The sequence below is a fragment of the Alterirhizorhabdus solaris genome, from assembly GCF_007785815.1.
Lineage (GTDB): Bacteria > Pseudomonadota > Alphaproteobacteria > Sphingomonadales > Sphingomonadaceae > Alterirhizorhabdus > Alterirhizorhabdus solaris.
Genome location: NZ_VNIM01000099.1, coordinates 1 through 14,506, shown reverse-complemented (window position 1 = coordinate 14,506; position 14,506 = coordinate 1). Strand labels below are relative to the sequence as shown.

General features: G+C 70.0%; 16 protein-coding genes. 10 read left to right on the top strand and 6 right to left on the bottom strand.

The genetic code is table 11. The annotated features are described in order from the left end of the window. Nucleotides 1-273: 273 nt before the first annotated feature. Complete coding sequence (locus tag FOY91_RS17715) at nt 274-1,788, bottom strand: replicative DNA helicase (RefSeq protein ID WP_145154787.1); 1,515 nt, start codon at nt 1,786-1,788, stop codon at nt 274-276. A 160-nt stretch (nt 1,789-1,948) separates the two neighbouring features. Here FOY91_RS17715 and FOY91_RS17710 point away from each other — a divergent pair, with 160 nt between their 5' ends. From FOY91_RS17710 to FOY91_RS17680, 7 genes are all read left to right on the top strand, one after another. Beyond that, entirely contained in the window at nt 1,949-2,398 is a 450-nt protein-coding gene (locus tag FOY91_RS17710) for a MarR family winged helix-turn-helix transcriptional regulator (RefSeq protein ID WP_145154785.1), read from the top strand. Further along, entirely contained in the window at nt 2,395-3,447 is a 1,053-nt protein-coding gene (locus FOY91_RS17705; RefSeq protein ID WP_145154783.1) for an HlyD family secretion protein, read from the top strand. The genes FOY91_RS17710 and FOY91_RS17705 overlap by 4 nt, the downstream gene beginning before the upstream one ends. 58 nt (nt 3,448-3,505) lie before the next feature. Beyond that, on the top strand, nt 3,506-3,988 hold the full coding sequence (locus FOY91_RS17700) for a UPF0262 family protein (RefSeq protein WP_145154781.1): 483 nt from the start codon (nt 3,506-3,508) through the stop codon (nt 3,986-3,988). Nucleotides 3,989-3,998: 10 nt separating this feature from the next. Further along, nucleotides 3,999-4,448 (top strand): cytidine deaminase, encoded by a 450-nt coding sequence (locus tag FOY91_RS17695; RefSeq protein WP_145154779.1) that lies wholly within the window; start codon nt 3,999-4,001, stop codon nt 4,446-4,448. Continuing rightward, nucleotides 4,445-4,975, top strand: a complete 531-nt coding sequence (locus FOY91_RS17690; RefSeq protein ID WP_145154776.1) for a GNAT family N-acetyltransferase — start codon at nt 4,445-4,447, stop codon at nt 4,973-4,975. The genes FOY91_RS17695 and FOY91_RS17690 overlap by 4 nt, the downstream gene beginning before the upstream one ends. A gap of 55 nt (nt 4,976-5,030) precedes the next feature. Next, a complete protein-coding gene (gene dcd / locus FOY91_RS17685; RefSeq protein ID WP_145154774.1) occupies nt 5,031-5,585 on the top strand; it encodes a dCTP deaminase in 555 nt (184 codons plus the stop codon). 187 nt (nt 5,586-5,772) lie between these two features. Further along, nucleotides 5,773-6,033, top strand: a complete 261-nt coding sequence (locus tag FOY91_RS17680) for a hypothetical protein (protein WP_145154791.1) — start codon at nt 5,773-5,775, stop codon at nt 6,031-6,033. A 111-nt stretch (nt 6,034-6,144) separates the two neighbouring features. On the opposite strand, the gene FOY91_RS17675 is transcribed toward FOY91_RS17680, so the two are convergent. The 3 genes from FOY91_RS17675 to FOY91_RS17665 all read right to left on the bottom strand — a co-directional run bounded on the left by FOY91_RS17675 (nt 6,145) and on the right by FOY91_RS17665 (nt 9,797). Then, complete coding sequence (locus tag FOY91_RS17675) at nt 6,145-6,879, bottom strand: TorF family putative porin (RefSeq protein ID WP_145154772.1); 735 nt, start codon at nt 6,877-6,879, stop codon at nt 6,145-6,147. Beyond that, entirely contained in the window at nt 6,879-7,328 is a 450-nt protein-coding gene (locus tag FOY91_RS17670; protein ID WP_145154770.1) for a hypothetical protein, read from the bottom strand. Before FOY91_RS17670 ends, FOY91_RS17675 begins: the two co-directional genes overlap by 1 nt. A gap of 117 nt (nt 7,329-7,445) precedes the next feature. Beyond that, a complete protein-coding gene (locus FOY91_RS17665) occupies nt 7,446-9,797 on the bottom strand; it encodes a ribonuclease R family protein (RefSeq protein WP_145154769.1) in 2,352 nt (783 codons plus the stop codon). Between the two features lie 154 nt (nt 9,798-9,951). Between FOY91_RS17665 and glpD the strand changes: the two genes are divergently transcribed. Together glpD and glpK are read left to right on the top strand one after the other, a co-directional pair. After that, on the top strand, nt 9,952-11,292 hold the full coding sequence (gene glpD / locus FOY91_RS17660) for a glycerol-3-phosphate dehydrogenase (RefSeq protein WP_145154767.1): 1,341 nt from the start codon (nt 9,952-9,954) through the stop codon (nt 11,290-11,292). Then, nucleotides 11,289-12,749 (top strand): glycerol kinase GlpK, encoded by a 1,461-nt coding sequence (gene glpK, locus FOY91_RS17655; RefSeq protein ID WP_203234622.1) that lies wholly within the window; start codon nt 11,289-11,291, stop codon nt 12,747-12,749. The genes glpD and glpK overlap by 4 nt, the downstream gene beginning before the upstream one ends. Before the next feature lie 22 nt (nt 12,750-12,771). On the opposite strand, the gene FOY91_RS17650 is transcribed toward glpK, so the two are convergent. Both FOY91_RS17650 and dksA read right to left on the bottom strand, forming a co-directional pair. Then, nucleotides 12,772-13,170 (bottom strand): PilZ domain-containing protein, encoded by a 399-nt coding sequence (locus tag FOY91_RS17650; protein WP_145154765.1) that lies wholly within the window; start codon nt 13,168-13,170, stop codon nt 12,772-12,774. A gap of 80 nt (nt 13,171-13,250) precedes the next feature. Then, nucleotides 13,251-13,721, bottom strand: a complete 471-nt coding sequence (dksA, locus tag FOY91_RS17645; protein WP_145154763.1) for an RNA polymerase-binding protein DksA — start codon at nt 13,719-13,721, stop codon at nt 13,251-13,253. Between the two features lie 395 nt (nt 13,722-14,116). Here dksA and FOY91_RS17640 point away from each other — a divergent pair, with 395 nt between their 5' ends. Next, entirely contained in the window at nt 14,117-14,485 is a 369-nt protein-coding gene (locus FOY91_RS17640; RefSeq protein ID WP_145154761.1) for a hypothetical protein, read from the top strand. The last annotated feature ends 21 nt before the right edge of the window (nt 14,486-14,506 follow it).

Genomic DNA, 14,506 nt, shown 5'->3' with positions numbered 1-14,506 from the left:
GAGGCGATGTCACCGGCGGGCGATACAAAAGGCCGGGGGCTGCGTCACCTGTTCGTATCGGATTGTGGTGGTGCGGGCGCCTCGTCGCTCTCCCGCCATAGCCCACCACCGTCACCCGGGCCTCGTGCCGGGGTCCAGCTAGCCACAGACGATTCGGGCAAGAACGGGGCCAGCCCCCGATGCACCGTGGACCCCGGCACGAGGCCGGGGCTACGGACGATGAGGCGGGAAGCGTCTGATATTGGCGAGCTGCCGGCCGCCGGCCTTCGCCGTCTAATGCTGCTCCGGCAGATAGCTGTCGTCGGCCAGGTCGGAGAAGCGGGTGAAGCGGCTTTCGAACTTCAGCTTCACCGTGCCGGTGGCGCCGTGGCGCTGCTTGGCGATCACCACCTCGGCGATGCCGTGTGCGTCGGCCATCTGGCGCTGCCAGTCCTCGAACGCGGCCACCGTGGACACGTCGTCGCCCGCCTCGCGGCTGGCTTCCTTGGGCTTCTGGAAGTTGATGTAATATTCCTCGCGGTACACGAACATCACCATGTCCGCGTCCTGCTCGATCGAACCGGATTCGCGCAGATCGGACAGCATCGGACGCTTGTTCTCGCGGCTTTCCACCGCGCGGCTCAGCTGCGACAGCGCGATCACCGGCACATGCAGTTCCTTGGCGAGCTGTTTCAGGCCACGGCTGATCTCCGAAATCTCCTGCACGCGGTTGCCGTCGGACGATTTGCCGGAGCCCTGCAAAAGCTGGAGATAGTCGATGATGACCAGATCGATGCCGCGCTGCCGCTTCAGCCGACGCGCGCGGGTGCGCAGCGCCGCGATCGTGAGGCCGGGCGTGTCGTCGATATAGAGCGGCAGCGTCTCCAGCTCGGCGGCGGCGCGGGCGAGGTCGCGGAAATCCTGCTGGCTGATCTTGCCCATGCGCAGGTTCTCCGAACTGATGCGCGATTGCTCGGACAGGATGCGCGTGGCCAGCTGGTCGGCCGACATTTCGAGACTGAAGAAGGCGACGCCGGCGCCCGCCGACTTGGCCGGATCGATCCCGTCCTCCTTGTCGCGCACCGCTCGGCGTGCGGCGTTGAACGCGATGTTGGTGGCGAGCGAGGTCTTGCCCATGCCCGGCCGCCCGGCGAGGATCAGCAGATCCGATCGGTGCAGGCCGCCCATCTTGCCGTTCAGGCTGTCGAACCCGGTGGTGATGCCCGAGATATGCCCGCCGGAATTAAGCGCGCGTTCCGCCTGCTGCACGGCGGCGCGCGCGGCCTGGACGAAGGTCTTCACCCCGCCCTCCTCACCGCCCTCCTCGGCCACGCGGTAAAGCGCGACCTCGGCCTGCTCGATCTGGCTTTTCGGATCGACCGATTCGCTGGTGTCGATCGCCTTGTCGACCATCTCGCGGCCCACGCCGATCAGCGCGCGCAACAGCGCGAGATCATAGATCTGCGTGGCGAAATCGCGCGCGCCGATCAGCCCCGATCCGCTGCCCGTCAGCCCGACCAGATACGCCGGGCCGCCAAGCTGCTTCATCGCCTCGTCCGCCTCGAACAGCGGGCGCAGCGTGACGGGGTTGGCGATCATGTTCCTGTCCGCCAGCCGCAGGATCGCCTCGTAGATGCGACCGTGCAGCGGCTCGTGGAAATGGTCCGCGCGCAGCCGCACCTGCACGTCCTCGGCGATGCGGTTGTCGATCATCATCGCGCCCAGCAGCGCCGCCTCGGCCTCCACGTTGGAGGGCAGGGACAGGGGTTCGCTCGCCGCGGACGGCATGATTCTCAAGGGTTCGGCCATGCCCCCATCATCGCCCCTCCCCGCCTCCGCGCCAAGGGGTGCCGACGGGATGGCCCACACGCCTGTGGGCGATCCGGTGGACAACCCCGGGAGCGATCGGGAAGTGGCGGGGGATCATCCGCCGGTTGCGACGCCATCTGCAATCTGGCATATAGTAAGCATGCTTGCCGAAGACCTCGAAACCGGGATCGCCTTCCTGCTCTACGATACCGCCCGCCAGTTGCGCGCCCGGTTCGACGAGCGCGCGCGGGGCATCGGCGTCACCCGCCAGCAATGGCGCGTATTGATGATCCTGGCGCGCCAGGACGGCCGCAACCAGAGCGAGGTGGCCGACATGCTCGATGTCGAGCGGATCACGCTCTGCCGCATGATCGACCGGCTGGCCGAGGCCGGCCTCGTGGAACGTCGCGCCGATCCGCGCGATCGCCGGATGTGGCGGCTGCACCTGCTGCCCGCCGCCCACGAGATCGTCGCCCAGCTGTCCGTCGTCGGGCGGACGGTGGAGGCAGAGGCCCGCGCCCTCCTCGGCGCGGACGCAGCACTGTTGCACGATGGCCTGCTGCGGCTCCACGACGGTCTGCGCGACGATGCCAGAAGGTCCGCTGCATGAACGAGATGACCCGCCTCGCCGCCGACACCGACGCCGCGACGCCGACAGAAGCCGCTCCGCGCCGCCGCTGGGGGCGCACCGCGCTGATGATCTCGCTGCCGCTGCTGCTCGCCGCCGTCGCCGGCTGGTTCTGGCTGACCGGGGGCAAGACGGTTTCCACCGACAACGCGCAGATCGGCGCGCATGTCGTCTCGGTCGCGCCGGAAGTGAGCGGGCGGGTGATCGAGGTGGCGGTGGTGGAGAACCAGCGGGTGAAGGCGGGCGACCTGCTGTTCCGCATCGATCCCGCGCCGTTCCGCATCGCGCTGATGCAGGCCGATGCGGCGGTGGGCAATGCGCGGTTGCAGGTGAACCAGCTTTCCGGCGCCTACCAGAGCCGGGCGGCCGATATCGGTGCGATGGCCGCCGACGTGGGGCTGGCCGAGGAGAATTTCCGCCGGCAGAGCGACCTGCTCGCGCGCGGATTTACCACCCGCGCCGCCTATGATTCAGCGCGTTCGGCGCTGGCCTCCGCGCAGGCCAAGCGCGCGGTGGCGGTGGCCGATGCGCAATCCGCCCGCGCGATGATCGGCGCTTCGGAGGCGGGCGGGCATCCGCAGGTGGAGGCGGCACTCGCGCTGCGCGCCAAGGCGGAGCTGGACCTGCGCCGCACCGAGGTACGCGCGCCGATCGCCGGCCGCGTCTCGCAGTCGGAACGGCTGAACCCGGGGACGCTGGCCACCGCGATGCTGGGCAGCGTCAGCATCGTGGGCGACGGCGACTATTGGGTGGAGGCCAATTTCAAGGAAACCCAGCTCGATCGCCTGCGTATCGGCCAGCCCGCCGAGGTGGAGGTGGATGCGATGCCCGGCCGGCGGCTGCCCGCGCACGTGACCGGGATCGGGGCCGGCACCGGGGCGCAATTCTCGCTGCTGCCGCCGCAGAACGCCACCGGCAACTGGGTGAAGGTGACGCAGCGCGTGCCGGTGCGGCTGAAGCTGGATCGTCTGCCGGACCAGCCGCTCGTCTCCGGCTGGAGCGCGCACGTGACCGTCAGGGTCGCGGGCTGACCGCGCCGCGCCGCGCCCGGCTAGAGTTTGGCACACGGCTGGTCTAGGGCGAAACGACATGGCCGATCCCCGCATCATCGCCGTCGATCTGGACGAGAAGACGATCCTCTGGCGCAATGCCGATGTGGAGCAGGAGCGGCGCATCGCGGTGTTCGACCTGCTGGAGGGCAATCGCTTCGCCCCGCAGCGCGCCTACCCGGAGGGCTACGCCGGCCCCTACCGCATCCGCCTGCGGGTGGAGGAAGGGCGGCTGGCGATCGACATATCGAGCGAGGACGACCAGCGGCTGGAGACCCTCGTCCTCGGGCTGGCGCGCTTCCGCCGCCCGATCAAGGACTATTTCGCGATCTGCGACAGCTATTTCAGCGCCGTCCGCCAGGCGACCGCGCAGCAGATCGAGACGATCGACATGGCCCGGCGGGGCGTCCACAACGAGGCGGCAGAACTGCTGATCGAGCGGCTGGAGGGCAAGATCGACCTGGACTTCGATACCGCACGACGGCTGTTCACCCTCATCTGCGTGCTGCACATCCGTGGCTGAGGAGGCGGCGATGGCGGCGGTGGCCGGGGCGGTGCTGATCGAGGCGGCGCTGATGGCGGCGGCGCACGCGCACGCGCCCTATTCGCGCTTCGCGGTGGGGGCGGCGCTGCTACTGGAGGACGGCACGATCGTGACCGGCACCAACATCGAGAACGCCAGCTACGGCCTGTCGCTGTGCGCCGAGGCGGTGGCGCTGGCGACGGCGAACACCGCCGGGCGGCTGGCCGACGTGGTGGCGATCGGCGTGGTCGGCGGCAGCATCGGCCCCGGCGGCACCATCGCCGGCGAGGCGCCGGTGCGACCGTGCGGGCGGTGCCGGCAGATGCTGGTGGAGGCGGCCCAGATGGGCGGGCGCGACATCATGGTCCATTGCGCCTCGGCCGATGGCGCGGCGGTGGAGCGGCACATGCTCTCGGCGCTGCTGCCCCATGCCTTCGGCCCGGACGACCTGCTGGCGTGATCGCACCGACGATCCGCCCCGCCATCCCCGCCGATGCCGCGGCCCTCGCCCGGCTGAAGCTGGAGACGTTCCGCGCCACCTTCCTCGCCGACGGCTTCGCCATCCCCTACCCGCCGGCCGACCTCGCCCGGTTCGAGCAGGCGTCCTATTCGGTGGAGACCGTCGCGCGCGAGATCGCCGATCCGGCGCATGCGACGTGGATCGGTGAAGTCGCGGGCGCCATGGCCGGCTACGCCCACGTCGGCCCGTGCAAGCTGCCCCACCCGGACGTGGCCGGGGGTGCGGGCGAGCTTTACCAGCTCTACGTGGCGAAGGCGGCGCAGGGATCGGGCCTCGGCCGCCGGCTGCTCGATACCGCGCTCGATCATCTCGCCGCCACGCGGCCGGGGCCGGTGTGGCTCGGCGTCTGGTCCGGCAACGAACGCGCGCAGGCGATCTACGCGGCGCGCGGGTTCGCCAACGTGGGCGGCTACCGCTTCCCGGTGGGCGACTGGCACGACGACGAGTTCATCTTCCGCCGCGACTGACCCGGCCCGAAGCGCGCGCTTGCCCTGCGCCCCCGATCCCGCGAAAGGGACGACCATGTCGATCATGTCAGACCGCTGGATTCGCGAACGCGCCCTCGAGGACGCGATGATCGAACCGTTCGTGGAGGCGCAGCGCCGCGACGGCTGCATCAGCTACGGTCTGTCCTCTTACGGCTATGACGCGCGCGTAGCCGACGAATTCAAGATCTTCACCAACGTCGATTCCGCCACGGTGGACCCCAAGAACTTCACGCTGGACAGCTTCGTCGATCGCAAGACCAACTGCTGCGTGATCCCGCCCAACAGCTTCGCACTGGCCCGCACCGTGGAATATTTCCGCGTGCCCAAGGACGTGCTGGTGATCTGCCTCGGCAAATCCACCTACGCGCGCTGCGGCATCATCGTGAACGTCACCCCGCTGGAGCCGGGCTGGGAAGGCCATGTGACGCTGGAATTTTCGAACACCACGCCGCTGCCCGCCAAGGTATATGCCAACGAGGGCGCGTGCCAGTTCCTGTTCCTGCAGGGCAACGAGCCGTGCGAGGTGACCTATGCCGACCGCGCGGGCAAATACATGGGCCAGCGCGGGGTGACCCTGCCCAAGCTGTAGCGGCCGCACGCAGCCTCCGGGTCGTTGGCAGGCAAGCCGCCACGGCCACACGCGCGAACGTCTCGCGCAATGAGACAGCGCTTTGGCCGGCAAGCAGCCGGGAAGCCGCATCGATGGACAGGCCGGTGCCGACGGACAAAGCCGGGCGGCAAGCCTGCCGGGTCGCGAGAGCAGCGAGAAGACGATCATGGCCAGGAGGAAGCGCTATCTCACCGCGACGATGTCGGATGGCTACGTGAAGACCATCGGCCCGACATCGTCACCCTTCACGCATTACTGGCGCATCGTCGCCCGGCTCGGCGGCGGGCGTACCGAGGTCTTCTGGGGCCACGCCAGATCGCTCAGGGAGGCGACGGGCAAGGAGGCTGCGACGAAGGAGGCCGCCCGCCAGCGCGGATGGGAGGGTTATGTCTTCGAGGTCGCGGAACTTGTCGAGACGTCCGGCTGACCATCGCGCGATCCGGCACGCCCCGGCGCGGACGGCAGAGACGGGTGACCGGATACGACCGAGCCGATGCCATCCCACGATCGCGCCGGCGATAGTCCGCCCGCTCGCGGGCTAAAGCGTCAACGCGATCCGGGCGACGACCGCATCGCCGGCATGGCGCGCTGCCGCCATGTCCGGAACAGTCCGCCGGGCGATGTCGTTGCCGACATACGACACGCTCACTCCGATCGGGCCACGGATGTGCTCGACCCCGAGCTGCCAGTCGTAATAGGTGCCGCCGGGGCGCAGGCGGGTGGCGGCCACGGGATCGTCGGTGTGCCCACTCGATCGCCCCACCCCCGCGACGACGCCGAAGGGCGTGCCGATCACGGCCAGCCGCGCGCGGGCCGCCAGATAGAGGTTGTCCCCGCCGATCGCCGATCGCTGCGGCGGCGCGTAGGTGACCGAGAGATCGACCGATACCGGCCCGACCAGCGCATTGCCGCCGGCCTGCAACTCGACATAGTTCAGCCGGCCCGCCCCCCCGGCGAACAGATGCGCGATCACGGCAGCGTCGACCCGCACCGCGCCGCCCTCCCGCTGCCGCCAGCCGCCAGAGAGGTCAACTCCGGCATCCGCGCCGCGATGCCGCGGGCTGTTCCGCAGGGCGGTGGCCGAGGCATCGAGGCGGAAGTCGCCCGCCGCCAGCCCCAGCCCCGCCTGCGCGCTGGCCCGGCCGTCGCTCCAGCTGATCCCCCGGCGGCGCTCGTCCGAAACGACGGCGCCGTCGATCCGGGGCGCGGCCTGTGCCAACCCCGACACGGCGAGCAGCAGGCCGCCTCCGCACGATGCGACGGCCCCCCGCATCACCGGGATGCCAGCGCCGCCGCCGCGTCGAGATCCGCCAGGACGGACGCACGGTCCCGCGCCGCCACGGCGGCCATGTGCGCCTCCAGCGTCGGCCGGTGCGCGGCCACGTCCCGCTCGATGCCCTTGCGCGCCACGAGGCAGTCGCCGTGGCGCGATCCATCCACCACGCGATCGTGCGCGACGATGGTGGAGAGGGTCGCTGCGGCGCCCGGCCGGGTGATGTGGCGCGATACGCTGACGGTGCCCGTCCAGTCGCAGCGTCGCACACCCGCGACACCGGGTGGCGTCACCGCGCCGCGCTGGTGATGCGCGAGATCGACCTTGCCGTGATAGGTCACGTCCACCGCCCCGTCGCGATGCGCCACTTGCGTCCGATGCGTCAGATCGGCGGGGAGGGGAACGGAGAGTGCCGCCAGCGTCAGGCCGGCGATCAGGCTGATGCCCATGATGTTTCTCCTGCTTTATCGCGGACTATGCTGCCCGTTCGATAGACTGGAGATAGGACATCCAAGGTTGCCCATCATGTCCGCCCCGTAAGGTCGTGTAAAAGGCCCGCTGCCGCCTCACCTTTTTCCCTGATGCCGTATCCCAGGCGGGCGCCCGCGCTTGCCCACGATGCGCCGGTCCTTGCCCCGCATCGGTCGGCGGACGGCCATGTGGTTCGCCCCCTCCGGCAGCTCGAAGCGGAGCGAGCCGTTGATCGGGTCCGCCTCCACCAGCCGCAGTTTCAGCCGCTGGCCGATGGCGTAGCGTTCGCCGCTCTCCTCGCCGGTCAGCGTGTGCATCGTCTCGTCATAATGGAACCGCTCGGCGCCCAGCGTCGAGACCGGCACCAGCCCGTCGCCGCCGAAGCCCTCCACCGTGGCGAAGAAGCCGAAGCTCTGTACGCCGGTGATCCGCGTCTCCAGCACGTCGCCCAGCTTCGTGGCAAGATAGGCGGCGACGTAGCGGTCGATCGTCTCGCGCTCCGCCTCCATCGCGCGGCGCTCGGCCCGCGAGATCAGCTGCCCGAGAGACTCCATGCCCTCGGCGTCGGCGCTGGTCAGCGCGGTCGCCTTCGCCGCCGGGTCGAGGCCGTACGCCCCCACCAGCGCGCGGTGGACGACTAGATCGGCATAGCGCCGGATCGGGCTGGTGAAATGCGCATAGCTGCCGAGCGCGAGGCCGAAGTGGCCGGCGTTGGCGGGCGCGTAATAGGCCTGCGTCTGCGATCGCAGCACCTGCTCCATCACGCGCGGGCGCGTCTCGTCGTCCGGCCCCAGCTTGCCGAGGATGTGGTTGAACGTGGCGGGCCGCACCACCTGCCCCAGCGCGAAATCGATGCCGAAGGTCTTCAGATAGTCCCTGAGCGCGACCAGCTTCTCGCGGCTCGGCGGCTCGTGGACGCGGTACATCACCGGTGCCTTCTTCGCCTCCAGCGCCTTGGCGGCGGCGACGTTGGCGGCGATCATGTAATCCTCGATCAGCCGATGCGCGTCGAGCCGCTCGCGCGGGGCGACCGAGAGGATGCGGCCGCGCTCGTCCAGCACCACCCGCCGCTCGGGCAGGTCGAGATCGAGCGGGGCGCGATCGTCGCGCGCTTTGGCCAGCGCGCGCCAGCAGGCCCACAGCGGCTGGAGGGCGGTTTCGACGAGGGTGGAATCCCAGCGGAACGAGGCGCGCGACCCTGTCTCATCGGCCTGATGAGCGTCGGGGTTTTCGTGAAGCGGGCCGTCGCTCTCCTCGTCACGAGATCCCAGCATGCGCCGGGATGACGAAAGTGACGAAGCCGCATCGATCGCCGCCTGTGCCTCCTCATACGGGATGTTCGCCGCCAGGCGCACTTTTGCGCGGGTGAAGCGCCATGCCGTCAGCTTGCCCGTCGCCGAGATCGTCAGGTGGCACGCCAGCGCCGCGCGGTCCTGCCCGGCCTTCAGCGAGCAGATGTCGGCCGACAGCGTTTCGGGCAGCATCGGCACGACGCGGTCGGGGAAATACACGCTGTTGCCCCGCTTTCGCGCCTCGCGGTCCAGCAGCCCGCCCGGGCGGACGTAGAAGGCCACGTCGGCGATCGCCACGATCGCGCGGAAGCCGCCGGGGTTGGCGGGGTCGTCGTCGGGCATCGCCCACACCGCGTCGTCATGGTCGCGCGCATCAACCGGGTCGATCGCCACGATCGACAGATGGGTCAGGTCTTCGCGCTCGCCCAGCGGCAGGCCGACGACGTCCTCCGCCTCCTCGATCGCCTCCTCGGGGAACTGGTCGGGAATGCCGTGCTTGTGGATCGCGATCAGGCTGAAGCTGCGCGGCTGGAACGGATCGCCCAGTACCTCCTGCACCTTCACCGACAGGCGCGGCGGCCGCCCGGTCTTCTCGGCCAGCACCAGATCGCCCGGCCCGGCCTCGCCCGCATCCGACACCGCCCAGTCGCGCTTCTCGCGCTTGTCCACGGGCTTCAGCCACAGGCGGTCGCCTTCCTTGTGCAGCACGCCCAGCACCAGATCCTCGCCGCGCGCCAGCTTCTTCAGCGGATGCGCCAGCCAGCCGCGCCCGGCCTCCTCGGTACGCGCCAGGATGCGGTCACCCGGCCCCAGCGCGCTGCGCTTGCCGCGCTCCATCACGCGCAGGCGCGGCGGCGGCGTCTCGGCGTGCCAGCTCTCGGGCACCGCCACCGCCTGATCGCCCTCCACGTCGACGATCCGCAGCACCGTCACCTTGGGCACGCCGCCCATCTTGTGGAAGGCGCGGCCGGGGGCGCTGTCGATCAGCCCCTCGTCGGCCATGTCCTTGAGCAGCGCCTTGAGCGTGATCTTTTCCTGCCCGGAAAGGCCGAAGGCGCGCGCGATCTCGCGCTTGCCGGCGGGCGTGTCCGATCCGCTGATGAAATCGAGGATCTGCTGGCGGCTCGGCAATCCGGGCGTGATATGTTTGGGCATGGGCCGGACATAGGGTGGCACGCCCCCCGCGTCACCCTGCCCCGGCCTCCTTTCCCCGAGCGCCGTCGAGGGGCCTCAGCCATGCCTCGAGTGCGCTGGGCAAAACGGGCCGGGGAAGGATGACGTTCGCGGCACGCCACGCTACCCTTGCCCCATGGAGACATACGACCTTCTCGTCGTCGGCGGCGGCATCAACGGCGCGGCGATCGCGCGCGACGCCGCCGGGCGCGGCCTCGCCGTGCTGCTGGTGGAACAGCGCGATCTGGCGCAGGCCACCTCGTCCGCCAGCACCAAGCTAATCCACGGCGGGCTGCGCTACCTAGAGTATCGCGAGTTCGGGCTGGTGCGGAAGGCGCTGCTCGAACGCGAGACGATGCTGCACGCCGCGCCCGAGATCATCCGCCCGCTGCGCTTCGTCATCCCGCAAGGCTATGAGGCGCGACCGTGGCTGGTCGTGCGCGCCGGGCTGCTGCTGTACGATCTGCTGGCGCGCGGAGGCAGCCTGCCCCGCTCCCGCAGCGTGCGGCTGACCGATCCCGCGCTGAAACCGGGCTACACCCGCGGCTTCGCCTACTGGGATGCGTGGGTAGACGACGCCCGGCTGGTGGTGCTCAACGCGCGCGATGCGGCGGACAAGGGGGCGACCGTCCGCACCCGCACCGCGCTGGCGGCGGCGCGGCGCGAGGGCGGGCGCTGGCTCGCCAATATCGAGGATGTGCCGACCGGCGCGGTGTCGCAGGTCGCCGCCCGCGCGATCGTCAACGCCGCCGGGCCGTGGGTGGCAGGCGTACTGGGCGAAAAGCTGGCCGTCCGCGCGAAAAGCGGGGTGCGGCTGGTGCGCGGCAGCCACATCATCGTGCCGCGCATCGGGCCAGGCGAGGACGCGCTGTTGCTGCAACAGCCCGATGGCCGCGTCGTCTTCGCCATTCCCTACGAAGGTAATTTTACCCTGATCGGCACCACCGACGTGAGCGTCGACGATCCGGCCGACGCGCATATCTCCGACGAGGAAACCGACTATCTGATCGCCGCTGCCAACCGCTACCTCGATCGCCCGCTTTCGCGGCACGTCGTTATGGGCAGCAACTCGGGCATCCGTGCGCTCTACGACGACGGCGCATCGGAGGCCAAGGAGGTCACGCGCGACTACGTTCTCGAACTGGACGGGGACGGGCCGCCCTTGCTCTCGGTGTTCGGCGGCAAGATCACCACGGCGCGCGCGCTGGCCGAGGAGGCGATGGACCGCCTCGCCCCGCTGATCGGCGGCGGGCCGGCGTGGACGAAGGGCGCGGTGCTGCCGGCCGGCTGGTCCGGCCCGCCCGCCGGCGAGGATTTCGGCGGGCGCCTGTCGGCCGCGCAGGTCGATCATTTCGTTCGCCACGAATGGGCGCGCTCGGCCGACGACATTCTCTGGCGGCGCACCAAGGCGGGCCTGCACGTGGGCGCCGCCACCGTCGCCCGCCTCGCCGCTTATCTGAAAGGCTGCGACGCATGAGCCAGATCGTCGCGATCGATCAGGGCACCACCTCCACCCGCGCGATCCGCTTCGATCGCAGCGGCGAACCGCTGGCGATCGAGGCGCGCGAGTTCGCCCAAGCCTATCCCCGCCCCGGCTGGGTGGAACATGATCCGGAGGAGATCTGGCGCGATACGCTGGCGGTGGTGAAGGCGGTGCTGACGCCGGAAGTCGCCGGGATCGGCATCACCAACCAGCGCGAGACGATCCTGCTGTGGGAGCGCACCACCGGCCGCCCGCTGCACGACGCGATCGTCTGGCAGGACCGGCGTACCGCCGACCGCTGCGACGCGCTGCGCCGCGACGGGATCGAGCCGATGATCCAGGCCCGCACCGGCCTGCTGCTCGACCCCTATTTCTCCGCCAGCAAGCTGCAATGGCTGCTCGACAACGTGGCGGGCGCGCGCGCCGCCGCCGCGCGGGGCGAACTGGCGGCGGGCACGATCGACAGCTTCCTGCTGTGGCGGCTCACCGGCGGGCGGGTACATGCAACCGACGTGACCAACGCCGGCCGCACGATGCTGTACGATATCGTGAAGGGCGCGTGGGACGACGATCTGCTCCGCCTGTTCGACATCCCCGCCGGGCTGCTGCCCGAGGTGCGCGAGAATGCCGAGCTGTTCGGCGAAACCGACCCGGCCCTGTTCGGCCGCGCGATCCCGATCGCCGGCATGGCGGGGGACCAGCAGGCCGCGCTGATCGGGCAGGCCTGCTTTACCCCCGGCATGGTGAAATCCACCTACGGCACCGGCTGCTTCATCCTGATGCACACCGGCGACGCGCCCGTCCTCTCGCAGAACCGGCTGCTGGCGACGCCGGCCTACACCATCGCGGGCGAGCGGGCGTTCGCGCTGGAGGGATCGAGCTTCGTCGCGGGCGCGGCGATCAAGTGGCTGCGCGACCGGCTCGGCCTCATCACCGCAGCCGATGAAACGGCGGCGGTGGCGGGCGGCGTGCCCGACGATCACGGCGTGTGGCTGGTGCCCGCCTTCGTGGGCCTCGGCGCGCCGCACTGGCGGCCGGAGGCACGCGGCACGATCCTGGGCCTCACGCTGGACAGTTCGGCCGCGCATCTGGTGCGCGCCACGCTGGAGTCGATCGCCTTCCAGACGAGCGACCTCACCGCCGCGATGCGCGCGGACGGCGCGATCAGGCCGGCGGCGCTGCGGATCGACGGCGGCATGGCGGCGAACGACTGGTTCGCCCAGTTCCTCGCCGATGTCCTGGACGTGGCGGTGGAACGCCCGGCCTGCCGCGAGACGACGGCGCTGGGGGCGGCGCGGCTGGCCGGCCTCACCCTCGGCCTGTGGCCCGATCTGGCGACGGTGGCGCAGGGCTGGCGGGCCGATGCCCGGTTCGAGCCGCGGATGACGGCGGCCCGGCGTGACGGGCTGCTGGCCGGCTGGCGCGATGCGTTGCGGCGGGCGCTGGCCTGAATCCGCCGCCCGTACCCAACGGTTATTCGCCGAACAGGCGCGGTCGCCTGGGCCGGGGCGGGGCGGGTGCCGCCGTCGTCGCCGGTCGCGGCGGCGTCACCGCCTTGCGCGCGGCGTGGGGATCGATCTCGCGATCGAACGAGATGCCCACCCGCCCGATCTCGCGCCAGGCGACCGTGCCTTCGAGCGGGCCGACGCCGCGCAGGTCGATCGCGATCCGGTCGCCCGGCTCGAACGGGGTGCCGACCTCGGCCATCATGCCCCCGGGGGACAGGTTGCGCACACGGATCGTCAGCGGCGCCTCGTCGCCGACACGTTGCAGCGTGGCGTGGAGCAGCAGGCTGTCGCGCGGGGCCGCGCGACGCGAGCGGGCGGCCGCCTCGTCGTTGCCGGCCCTGTCGTCTGGATCGTGTCGGTCCACCGGAAAGCGTCCTGCCGCGCGGGATTGAAGCAGCCCGACGCTATCCGTCGAACCATCGAGAAAGCGTTAATGCGCCACTCTCACTCCTCGCGCGATACCTTTTCGTTACGTTCGTGCCGTTCCTGCGCCTCGACCGTCATCGTCGCGATCGGCCGTGCCTCCAGCCGGGCGAGCGAGATCGGCTCGCCGGTCACCTCGCAATAGCCGTATTCGCCCTCGTCGATCCGGCGGACGGCCGCCTCGATCTTGGAGATCAGCTTGCGCTGGCGATCGCGCGTGCGAAGCTCGATCGACCAGTCCGTCTCGCTGGAGGCGCGGTCGGTGATGTCCGGCTCGCGCATCGTATCGGTCTGCAACTGGGCCAGCGTGTCGCGCGATTCCTTGAGGATCGAGTCCTTCCAGGCCAGCAGCTTCTGGCGGAAATAGGCCTGCTGTCGCTCGTTCATGAACTCTTCGCCGGGTTCGGCCTTGTAGCCGGCGCCCGATGGCGCATCCTCGATCGATCGGTTGGGCCCGGATTTATCGGAGCCAGAGTTGAATGCCGTAGCCATCGTGCCTCCGCTGCGCCACTGCCCGAAAATACGCCCGGACCTGCCGATGCGGCGCCTATAGCCATGGCCGATTAGCGAGACAAGCCGGCCCGCCACACTGATCCGCATCTTCCGAACCCCGCGACTCGCGTGGGTGAAGTGCCTATGCGATGGTCCGCAGTACGCGGCCACGGCCCGGCGGCGTCCACCGGTTCGTTCCGAAGCGGGACGTTTACCAACCCATGCGACTCGCATACCGCGCTGCGCCGTGGCAAGGCCGGGTTTTGATGGTTAACAGACTTGCGATTAACAGCTTCTTCTGCCTTCGTATCTATCGGAGCGAGGAAGGGCGGCAACGATCGCCCGGTCCGAAGCAATCGACGCTGAAGCAACAGACGCAATAAGAGTATCCCGCAATGTCCGTTCGGATGGCCTTGGCTAAACTTTGTGCCTGCGCATGCGGCGGCGCCATCATCGGCGGCGGCGCGGTGCGGACGGTGGACCGGATGCAGCCACGGCCGGTGATGCTCAAGGACCTGAAGCAGACCAAGCGCATCAGGCCGACCTATGCCGCCTATCAGCCCAAGAAGCGCACGGTGACGACCCGCACCACCACCTGCGCGCCGGGCAAGACCACGACGACGACCGTCTCGGTGCCCGATGCGCCGCGCTATGCGGCCTACGATCCGAGCGTACCGACGGTACCGAGCAGCGGCTACTCCGGCCTTGGCAGCGGCGTGCCGGTATCGCCGGTGCTCGGTACCGTCGGTACGCTCGGATCGTAGGCCGCATAGCGCGGCGCATCG

Coding starts and splice junctions, on each gene's coding strand:
- FOY91_RS17715 (WP_145154787.1), bottom strand. CDS start 1,788: ATGGCCGAACCCTTGAGAATCATGCCGTCCGCGGCGAGCGAACCCCTG.
- FOY91_RS17710 (WP_145154785.1), top strand. CDS start 1,949: ATGCTTGCCGAAGACCTCGAAACCGGGATCGCCTTCCTGCTCTACGAT.
- FOY91_RS17705 (WP_145154783.1), top strand. CDS start 2,395: ATGAACGAGATGACCCGCCTCGCCGCCGACACCGACGCCGCGACGCCG.
- FOY91_RS17700 (WP_145154781.1), top strand. CDS start 3,506: ATGGCCGATCCCCGCATCATCGCCGTCGATCTGGACGAGAAGACGATC.
- FOY91_RS17695 (WP_145154779.1), top strand. CDS start 3,999: ATGGCGGCGGTGGCCGGGGCGGTGCTGATCGAGGCGGCGCTGATGGCG.
- dcd (WP_145154774.1), top strand. CDS start 5,031: ATGTCGATCATGTCAGACCGCTGGATTCGCGAACGCGCCCTCGAGGAC.
- FOY91_RS17680 (WP_145154791.1), top strand. CDS start 5,773: ATGGCCAGGAGGAAGCGCTATCTCACCGCGACGATGTCGGATGGCTAC.
- FOY91_RS17675 (WP_145154772.1), bottom strand. CDS start 6,879: ATGCGGGGGGCCGTCGCATCGTGCGGAGGCGGCCTGCTGCTCGCCGTG.
- FOY91_RS17670 (WP_145154770.1), bottom strand. CDS start 7,328: ATGGGCATCAGCCTGATCGCCGGCCTGACGCTGGCGGCACTCTCCGTT.
- FOY91_RS17665 (WP_145154769.1), bottom strand. CDS start 9,797: ATGCCCAAACATATCACGCCCGGATTGCCGAGCCGCCAGCAGATCCTC.
- glpD (WP_145154767.1), top strand. CDS start 9,952: ATGGAGACATACGACCTTCTCGTCGTCGGCGGCGGCATCAACGGCGCG.
- glpK (WP_203234622.1), top strand. CDS start 11,289: ATGAGCCAGATCGTCGCGATCGATCAGGGCACCACCTCCACCCGCGCG.
- dksA (WP_145154763.1), bottom strand. CDS start 13,721: ATGGCTACGGCATTCAACTCTGGCTCCGATAAATCCGGGCCCAACCGA.
- FOY91_RS17640 (WP_145154761.1), top strand. CDS start 14,117: ATGTCCGTTCGGATGGCCTTGGCTAAACTTTGTGCCTGCGCATGCGGC.